At 35.2% G+C, this 9,934-nt stretch carries 8 protein-coding genes; 2 read left to right on the top strand and 6 right to left on the bottom strand.

What is annotated here, in order from left to right:
* Window positions 1–176: 176 nt before the first annotated feature.
* Window positions 177–1,187, bottom strand: coding sequence for a leucine-rich repeat domain-containing protein (locus AC6QZF_RS09085; protein ID WP_499799568.1), 1,011 nt, complete (start codon window positions 1,185–1,187; stop codon window positions 177–179).
* A gap of 9 nt (window positions 1,188–1,196) precedes the next feature.
* Window positions 1,197–2,363, bottom strand: a complete 1,167-nt coding sequence (locus AC6QZF_RS09080) for a hypothetical protein (protein WP_499799567.1) — start codon at window positions 2,361–2,363, stop codon at window positions 1,197–1,199.
* Between the two features lie 191 nt (window positions 2,364–2,554).
* Between AC6QZF_RS09080 and AC6QZF_RS09075 the strand changes: the two genes are divergently transcribed.
* Both AC6QZF_RS09075 and AC6QZF_RS09070 read left to right on the top strand, forming a co-directional pair.
* Window positions 2,555–4,081 carry an NAD(P)H-hydrate dehydratase gene (locus tag AC6QZF_RS09075; protein WP_499799566.1) on the top strand — a complete coding sequence of 509 codons (1,527 nt, stop codon included), beginning with the start codon at window positions 2,555–2,557 and terminating at the stop codon, window positions 4,079–4,081.
* Window positions 4,071–4,460: a VanZ family protein gene (locus AC6QZF_RS09070; RefSeq protein WP_499799565.1), complete on the top strand. Its 390-nt coding sequence runs from the start codon at window positions 4,071–4,073 to the stop codon at window positions 4,458–4,460. Before AC6QZF_RS09075 ends, AC6QZF_RS09070 begins: the two co-directional genes overlap by 11 nt.
* A 65-nt stretch (window positions 4,461–4,525) precedes the next feature.
* On the opposite strand, the gene lon is transcribed toward AC6QZF_RS09070, so the two are convergent.
* The 4 genes from lon to sucD all read right to left on the bottom strand — a co-directional run bounded on the left by lon (window position 4,526) and on the right by sucD (window position 9,769).
* Complete coding sequence (gene lon / locus AC6QZF_RS09065) at window positions 4,526–6,949, bottom strand: endopeptidase La (protein ID WP_499799564.1); 2,424 nt, start codon at window positions 6,947–6,949, stop codon at window positions 4,526–4,528.
* 11 nt (window positions 6,950–6,960) lie between these two features.
* Complete coding sequence (locus AC6QZF_RS09060; protein ID WP_499799563.1) at window positions 6,961–7,869, bottom strand: Hsp33 family molecular chaperone HslO; 909 nt, start codon at window positions 7,867–7,869, stop codon at window positions 6,961–6,963.
* A 13-nt stretch (window positions 7,870–7,882) separates the two neighbouring features.
* Complete coding sequence (locus AC6QZF_RS09055) at window positions 7,883–8,578, bottom strand: nucleotide exchange factor GrpE (RefSeq protein WP_499799562.1); 696 nt, start codon at window positions 8,576–8,578, stop codon at window positions 7,883–7,885.
* Window positions 8,579–8,815: 237 nt separating this feature from the next.
* Window positions 8,816–9,769, bottom strand: coding sequence for a succinate--CoA ligase subunit alpha (gene sucD, locus AC6QZF_RS09050; RefSeq protein WP_499799561.1), 954 nt, complete (start codon window positions 9,767–9,769; stop codon window positions 8,816–8,818).
* Between the last annotated feature and the right edge of the window lie 165 nt (window positions 9,770–9,934).

The following is a 9,934-nucleotide window of genomic DNA, read 5'->3' as shown; positions in this document are numbered from 1 at the left end:
AATATGTTGTCAAAGAACTGGGATAAAAGTAAAAAAAAAAAGATAAATGCAAGAAAAAGTTTTCCACATTTTTTGTTGTTGTAAAAAATAATTCAATAGGACTGCGATAAAATATTTATTTTCTCATTAAATTAAAATAGTAAGAGACTCGTTTTTCCCAGTCAAAAATCATAAATCTAACTACCTTTATACTCGCTTTCCTCACCTTTTTGTAGATACTCATCGTGCAATACATTAGTGTTCGGAAGCGATTGTAAAATTGTTTTTATGCTCGAAAAAGGTAATCTGTTGTTCTTCAAATTCAATACTTTTAAGCGTTTCAAGTTGGTTATGCTCATAGGTATTGTTTTGAGCTTATTGTCGGACAAATCTAAATATTCGAGATTGCTTGCCTTGCCAATAGTTTCATCAAGTGATTTTATTTTATTATTAGATAAATCTAACCAACGAAGCTGCGGTGTATTCCCAAAATCAAATTTCACTTCACTTATTGAATTATTTGACAAATTTAATACTTTGAGCTGCTTGAAATTTGTAATCCCTTGCGGGAAATTTCTCAATCTATTCGATGAAATACTTATGTTTTCAACGTTCTGCGGTAAATTTGCCGGTAAATCTCGTAATTTCTGATTGTCAAAGTTGAGAACGACTGAATTATTGGTAATCAAAGGTAACCCATTTATCTCATTTTCCAGATTTGCAATTAATATCTTTACTGCATCCTGACTACCACCGGGCATAGCAATTAGTTTTTGAAATTTACTAAGCGCTGAATTCAAATATTCCCTTGCTTTGTCTGTGATATTTATCTTTTTGTAGATATTTCCGTATACCTCGTCTATGGAAGCAGACCAATATTGCGCTTCCCAGCTTCGATTTTTCCCAATTAATTTACCTGCCTTCTCTAAATTTTCAAAGGCTTTGCCGAAGTCTCCATTGTTTATATAACTTTGTGCAAGCTTTACAAATCGCGATGCTCGCGAAACATTGCTATTGCTTGCCGAATTTGCCGACTGTTGGCTTGCGAATTTCATCCGATTGGCTTCTTCAAGTGTCGAGATCGCTTTTTTGTAGTTCCCTTGTTCAATGTATCTTTTTGATTTTGTTTCTAAGCTCTTTATCCTTTGATTATCATTTGAAAATGAAATCAAACATAAAGCCATAATTAATAAAATATACTTTTTCATTTTCACACCTTAATATATGGTGGTCGAAACTGTTTGCCATAATGCAAAACGTACTCCAAGCTGGAAATTTGTAGTCCACGGACGCCCAAGATTTATTTCTCCGCCAAACGCAGGAAATACCAAATCCTTTGAATAATGATTGAAATTAAACGCAGCGAAAAACCCTATCGGAAAATGAAAACGGCTGAAATTTGTTGCCATAAGCTCCATCCTTATTGTTTGCCCCTGCCATTTTTTCGATGGCAATTCTGTATTTGGCAAGCGAGCAGAACCCCAGAAAAATCCATAACCTCCTTTCAGTCCTAAATAAAAATTTTCTATTTTCATTACATCAGAAAGCGGTATATTTAAATTTATTCCAGTTGATATATAATCAGTTTTATATTCCATATTTATGGGTCTATTTTGATAAATTTTTTCTGCTTCAAGAAGCTGATATGTATATTCGGTCCAAATATCAAGGATTTTCCCCATTCCAAAAATCGGACTGGGATTAAATACCAACGCAATCCCCGGAGAAATATTCGCATCGATTCGTTCATCATTATAATCTAAATAATTGCCCGTCAATGCAATTGATAGAATCGACGCACTATTTTTCCAATTGTCGTATGCTTGACGAATTCGTTCCGACTGTTCCCACGCTTGCTGACGACAATCGAAGAACATCTTGTCAATCTCGTTTCGTAAACTGTCAATTTGAGTAATCATTTCGCGGTAACGGCTTCTGTAGAAATTCGCCGAAAGTAACTCTAAATTCTGACGATGTAGTTGCTCTTGTAATATGAAATTATCATTGTTCATTTTCTCGACTTTCTCTCTTAGCTCAACTATTTTCTTATGGTATGGTGCATCGGGGGCTTCCAGCACCTGCCTACGTAACCCATCTGCCTGGTTATAATAACGACGCAAAGTTCTTATGTCAGCATCGGTAAGTTCATCAAGCGTTGGGATTGATGTTGGATTGACTGGCTGCAAACCAATTAAACGAAGTTGCGCTTCATATAGAACTGCTATTCTGTAATATTCAAGAATTTTCAGAGCAAACAACCCATCGCTTTCTTCATATAGTTCAAGCTCGTTGTTGCCTGGCAAAGGTGATAGCTCAACTATTGGCTCTGCTGCGTAAATCTTGAAAGTTAGAATAAATATAAATACAAAAAATACTGTTCTCATTGTTTCTCCATAATTATGATTGTTATTTATTTCTATCAAACACAAATATTATGCCAATATGTATTATTTTCAATTATTTAGTATTATATTTCTCTTTGATTTTTCACAATGAAAACTAATATATTTTTATCAAAATTTGATATATATTCATTATTTTAGCATCATTCTAACATAATTTATAGGTTTGTTTTATGAAGCCTGTTGCATCTGCTGAAAAGTCAAAATTGATAGATAAAGCCGTTATGGTTGATTTGTGTCTGAGCTCGGGTGCTTTGATGATGGAAAATGCTGCTCGTTCTTGTTTCGACATAATAAAAGAACGATTCGGTCTTCACTTCAAAAATTGCCTTGTGCTTTGTGGTGTTGGTAATAACGGTGGTGATGGATTTGCTCTTGCAAGATTACTCTCTGAATTTTTCCCAATCACAATTTACGTTATTGGCGATCTATCCAAAATGTCCGAAGAAACAAAATTAAATTTTGAATTTGCAAAAAATAATCGAAAAAATATTATTATAGAACATTTTACAGATGAGGAGCAAATCAACAACGTTAATTTTGATTTTGAATTAATTATTGATGCATTAATCGGTGTCGGTGGGGGAGAGCATCTTCGCGGACCGGTTGTGCCTATACTAAAAAAAGCAAATCTGTCCAAAGCACACAAAATTGCTATTGATGTTCCTACTGGATTAAATTCGACTTCCGGCAGTTATCATCCCGATGTTTTTCGTGCTGATGCAACTATTACAATGTTTTGTAAAAAACGAGCTATGCTCGATAAGAATTTAAGCTCAATATTTGGAAAAATTCACGTTGCGTATTTAGGTTTCGATAGTAATTTAGTACAAAACTTAATCGATGAATGGGAAATTGAACCAAAAGATTTTCACCTACTTAAAAATATCCCAAATGATGCTAATAAATACGATTGTGGCAGAATTGCGCTTGTTGCTGGGTCGCATCATTATCCTGGAGCCGCGGCTATTGCATCGAATGCTGCTGTTGTGGCAGGTGCTGGATTGGTTCATTTATTTTCAACTTGCTTTCACCCTCAACTTAAACCAGAAATAATACATAATCCTCTTATTGCGGATAAAGATGGCTTCATTGCCTATTGCAAGGATAACACTTCTTATTTAATCGAAGAATTATCTCGTTTTGATGTCGTTGCTATTGGTCCAGGGTTGGGTGCTTCTGATGATACTATGAAAGTTGTCGAAAAACTCTTGCTAAATTTGAATTCAAAAATTATTCTTGATGCAGATGCTCTTCGAATTGTCCCTAAATTCAATAAATTAGGTAAAAATGTAATATTAACTCCTCATTTAGGTGAATTTTCACGAATTCTTGGTGCGAATAAAGCAGAAATTTTGCATAATAAATATTCATTAATAAAAGAATTTTGTCAGAAACACGAAACCAACTTGTTGCTAAAAGGTAGTACAACTCTTGTGAGCGATGGAACTATTCTCTACTATTCTACAAGCGGCAATTGTGGACTTGCCAGCGGTGGAACAGGTGATGCACTTACCGGTATTATTGCAGCCTTTGCTGCCAGGTGCGATAATTTATCTATTGCAGGGGCAATTGGTGCTTTTATTCACGGGCTTTCCGCTGATTTATACGTCAGCCAGTACGCGACTGAAAGCTTAACTGCTTCCGAAGTTATCAATTTTTTAGGCAAAGCAATTAGGGAAGTTCGAAATGAAATTTAAGATTATTACTACTTTGCCTATATTGCTTGCTTCAGTAGCTATCTTTATCGCTTCCCATCAACCACAAATCGAGTTTCCGGATTTTGGAATATTTAACTTAGACAAATTGCTTCATTTTGGGGCTTTCTTATTGTATTCACTTCTTTTAATGTTTTTTCTAGTTAGTAATTTTAATTTCAATAAACGCAGAGTTCTTTTGATTACTTTTGTCTTTGCAACCTTATTTGCTATTTCGGATGAATTTCACCAAAGCTTCGTCCCTGGACGTGATGCTTCGCTTTATGATTTGATTGCAGATATCGCGGGTATTTCACTTTCTTTATTTTTTTACTACTTTATTGATAAAACATCTAACTTAATTTATAAATACGTTAACTAAATTATCTAAAAAAGGCTGGTTCATTTACCAGCCTTTTGATAAATATTTTAAAAAGTTATCGCCATTTAATTAAAAACAACTGGAAGTGCATCCCATAATGTTTTGACTGGAATTATTTCCAGTGAACTAGTGATTTCTTCAGGAAAATCCTGTATTTCTCGCCAGTTTTCATCTGGAATAATAACTTTTGTAATTCCAAATCGCTTCGCAGCTAACAGTTTCTCTTTCAATCCACCGATTGGCAAAATATTTCCACGCAAAGTGATTTCTCCGGTCATTGCTACTTTCCCGTTTGCAGGCTTGCCACTAACAGCAGATATTATAGACATTGCAATTGTTATGCCTGCCGATGGCCCATCTTTGGGTATAGCACCTTCTGGTACGTGAATATGAATTTCCTTTTTCTTATAGAAATTCTCATTCAATCCCAACGCTTTATAGTTTGAACGGATAAACGAAAGTGCTGCAACAGCCGATTCTTTCATTACTTCGCCTAACTTACCAGTCAACGTGATTTTTTCTGATGTCGAGGGCATAATTGTAACTTCCACCGGCATTACATCTCCTCCTACACTTGTCCAAGCAAGACCCGTTACTACTCCAACTTTGTCGTTCAATTCATCAGATTTTTCTTTATATATTGGTGCTTTCAGGAATTTTTCAATTGTATCAGGTGTTACTCTATATTTTTTACCTGACAATTTTTTCAATATTTCTTTATTTTCTTGTATTGGCACCCATTCTTTGACTTCATTTGAATAATTTGCAACACTCGATACAATTTCTTTTGCCAGTTTTCGTAACACTGATGCTATCTCGCGTTCTAAATTGCGAACTCCTGCCTCCCTCGTATATTGACGAATGATTTTTAAAATAGCTTCGTCTATAAAACTTATTTTTAATTTATCCAGACCAAATTCATTGATTAATTTTGAAATAATGTGTCTTTTAGCTATTTGCAACTTGTCTGTTTCTAAATAACTGTTAAGCTCAATTATCTCCATTCTATCAAGTAATGGAGTTGGTATATCGTATTTAACGTTCGCAGTTGTAATAAATAGAACGTTCGATAAATCATAATCGACTTCTAAATAATGGTCGTTGAAATTTGCATTTTGTTCGGGATCGAGCACTTCGAGCAATGCAGCTGATGGGTCGCCACGAAAATCCATAGACATTTTGTCTATTTCATCAAGCAAAATAACGGGATTAATTGTGCCTGCCTTTTTCATCGACTGAATAATTTTTCCAGGTAATGCACCAACATATGTTCTCCTGTGACCGCGTATTTCGGCTTCGTCGCGAACTCCACCCAGCGAAAATCGCACAAATTTGCGTCCCAAAGCACGAGCAATTGACTTTGCTAACGAGGTTTTCCCAACCCCCGGCGGACCTACAAAACACAATATCTGGCGACGCAATGCTCCTGTGAAATTCAATATTGCAATATATTCGAGTATTCTTTCTTTTGGTCGCTCCAAATCGTAATGGTCCTCATCCAACACTTTTTTTACGTGTTCAATACTTATATTGTCCTGTGTTTTTTCATTCCAGGGTAGCGATAAAAGCAAATCGAGATAAGTTCGATTTACAGAATATTCTGGGGACATAGTCGGTGTTTTTTTTAGTTTATCGAGTTCCTCTAATGCCTTATTATATGCATGTTTGGGAAGATTTGCTTTTTCTATTTTCTCTTTTATCTCGAGTAGTTCGTGCGGCAATCCTTCGTCTTCTTCGAGTTCTTGTTGTAAAGTACGGATTTGCTCTTGAATATAATATTTTTTCTGATTCTTTTGTATTACAGAGTGAACTTTATTGGTTATTTCTTCTTCAAGTTTTAGCAATTCAAGCTCATTGCTCAAAAGCGAATTGAGAAGAAAAAATTTCTGCCTAATATCGGTTTCTTCTAATATCTTTTGTTTTTCTTGTAGTTTGGATTTTATGTTTGCTGCTGCGTAATACAATTTATACAGCGGGTCCTCAATTGTATCGAATGCTAAAATTAAATCCGAGGGCAAATTTTTTGACTTGTTCACATATTGTTTGAAAGATTCCGATAAATATCGAACAAGCGCTGCCAATTCCGAGTTGTCTTCCTGGTAATGTATGTTTACACTTTCAATTTCTGCTTCTAAAAATTCTTTCTTCCGTGTTTTTTTTGCAATTTTTGCCTGATATAGTCCTTCCAGAAGCACCTTATACAAATTATTAGGAAGGCGCAATACTTGTAAAATTTTAGCAACAATTCCGTGCTCATACAAATCGTTGATTGTTGGGTCGTCCTGTTCAGGAACTTTTTGTATAACAACAAATATTAGTTTTTCATTTTCCAATGCGTAATTGACTGCCTTCATCGAAGTTTCCCTGCCGATTAGAACAGGGTAAATCATATTTGGATAAATGATGATATCTCTTAATGGTAATATTGGTAGTTTTTTCGGCAGACTTGCTTCTTCCGTAGATTCGCTTTTTTTGTTCCTTTTTGCCATATCGATTACTCCTAATTATTTTTTGCCTGAATTTCCATTAATATTCTCGCAAAATCATTATCATCAATAATATATTTTTCGCTACAATACTGGCATACCAGTTCAGTATGCCCTTCCTTTTGCATATTGCGAATTTCGTCAGCACCAAGTGCCACCAGATGACTGAGAAATCCCTCCTTCGAACATCGACAATAAAAATCAACTGGTGAGTGCTTGACTATTTCGAACTCAAAATTAGTTGCTTGACGAATAATTCCCTCGATAGTGTGTCCATCGGCTAAAAGTTGAGAAATTGGTGGTAGCTCATAAAGTTGCTCTGTAATTCTTACTATTTCCTTTAAAGGTGCTTGTGGCATCGCTTGAATAATTAGTCCGCCCGATTGTAGTATTTTCCCGTTGTCGTCTATTGAAGCATCCAACAGAACTGCCGATGGTATTTGCTCTGATTGGCTGAAATAATATGCTAAATCAGTTGAAATATCGCCTTGTGCTAATTCTGTAATACCTATGATTGGTTCGGTCTTGTTGTATAAAATTCTCGACACCTTTATTTTACCTTTTCCTATCACATCGTCTATAGAGTGTAATTTGCTACTGTCATATTTATTATCCACTCGAATAAATCCACGCGTCTCACCAACTTGAATAGACTCTGAATATATCTTTTTAATATAATTCGAACCGTCTATTTCTATGCTTACTCGTTCCTCACCTTTAAGAAATGCCGAAAGCAAGGTTGAAGCTGCTAATGTCTTAGCCAGAAAGAAAGCCGGTATCGCTTCTAAATTGTGCCTTGCTTGTGCATCAATAGCCATACTAGTATTTTTGATTGCTACCCCCCTAAAATACCCGTCCTTTGATAGAACGCGTACTACTCTATCTCGTTTTGCAAAACTTTCCTTTATGCTCTGTAAACTCATCCGATTTCACCTATTAGTTAGATTGTCTGCTTGAAGTGATCACTCTTGCGTGACGTAGCACCTTGTCCTTATACATATATCCGGGTTGTGCCACTTGCAAGACAGTACCCTCTTCTTTATCGGAGTTCATTGCCAGAATTGCATCGTGATAATTAACATCGAATGGCTTGCCAGTTGCATCGTCCATTTTCTTTACACCTTGCTCTTCGAATAATTTTATTGCTTTCTGGTATAACATTTCCAGTCCTGTGCGTAATGCTTCAATATCTGTCGTTTTGTTCGATGCATCAACTGCTTGTTCGAAGTAATCAAGCAGTTCTATCATTTTCCCAAGTAGTTGCTCGTTTGCAAAATCTATAAGCTCTTGTTTTTCTTTCAGGTGTCTTTTCCTTTGGTTTTCAATTTCGGCGACTTTCCTTACCAACTGGTCTTTTAGATAGTCTCTCTCTGTTTTTAATTCCTCAATTTCTGAAATTTTATCAAGTGCTATATTGGATAGCTCTTCAATAATGTTTTTGTTACTATCTTCTGATTGACTTTTTTCATTTTGATTCTCAATGTTCTGCTCGTTTTGACTTTCTTCCATTATCTTGGCTTCTTCTCCCATTTTTTTCACTTTTTGTTCCTCCTGTTTTTTATAAGTGTTCAACAAATCTTTTTCTGTGTCCAGTGCCTGACGCAAAGGCTTTTTCGAACTTTTCCCTTCCATTTTTCCTCCGTTCGAACTTTTCAACAACTCCAAAAACATTAAGACGAATTAGTTTGATTTACCTTTTATTAATCTATTTGTAATAATCTTACAAAATTTGCTCTTCTAAGGATACACATCATTAAATTTTAATCCATTATATAAATGAAAAAGATATTTTTACATAAAAAATCTTCTCACAATTCTATTTAAGTGAGAAGATTTTGTTTTTTATAAATAATAATGCTCAATAACAAACTATTTTGCTGCTATCTTACTCTTTCTTTTTGCAGCAATTTTCTTTTTAATAGAAATACCATCAAGAACTTTCTTAACAGTAATCCCAATGTCTGCTGGGGAATCGACCACAATAATACCTGCATCTTTCATAGCAGCAATTTTTTCTTCAGCCGTTCCTTTCCCACCAGAAATAATAGCACCAGCGTGTCCCATACGTCGTCCCGGAGGAGCAGTGCGTCCCGCAATAAATCCAATTACTGGTTTTTTAACATTTTTCTTTATGTATTCGGCTGCCATTTCCTCTGCATTTCCGCCAATTTCACCAATCATTACAATTGCTTCAGTTTTATTGTCGCTGTTGAAAAGTTCTAATACATCAATAAATTGTGTGCCAATTATTGGGTCGCCACCAACTCCAATACAGGTTGATTGTCCTATTTTCAGTTCACTTAGCTGATTAACCGCCTCGTAAGTCAAGGTACCACTTCGAGAAACAACACCTACTTTTCCTTTCTTGTGAATATAGCCCGGCATAATACCTATTTTTGTTTCTCCCGGAGTTATTATTCCAGGACAATTTGGCCCAATCAATCGAGATGAAGAATTTTCAAGAGCTGCCTTAACTTTTATCATATCACGAACAGGAATTCCCTCAGTAATGCATACAATTAGCGGTATTTTTGCATCAATTGCTTCAAGAATAGCATCTGCTGCGGCAACTGGCGGAACAAATATCACACTTGCATTTGCACCAGTTGCTTCAACTGCTTCTTTAACTGTGTTGTAAACCGGAATCTCGTAATCAAATTTTATCTCGCCTTTGCCTCCAAACATTGTTCCTCCCTTTCCTGGAGTTACTCCTGCAACTACCTGAGTCCCGTACTCAATCATTTGAGATGTGTGATATGTGCCTTCCGAACCAGTTATTCCCTGAACTATTAATTTTGTCTTTTTGTCAACAAGAATACTCATTTTACCCTCTATGATTTTTTATTTAACATCTAATCTTAAAACAGTAGTATAAAGTATATGATAAAAAATTATTGTGAATATAGCAAATTAAAATTCCCCATTTTTTAATAAAATGTAACTAAAAAAAATTTTTAATATAATAAAATTTTATTAAAAATTAAGCGT

Origin of the sequence: Eximiradius sp. (genome assembly GCA_937127445.1) — a bacterium.
Taxonomy (GTDB): Bacteria; Bacteroidota; Ignavibacteria; order Kapaibacteriales; family UBA2268; genus JAKIZO01.
Note: the sequence above shows the minus strand (reverse complement) of the source record. Positions and strands in the feature narration are given on the sequence as shown.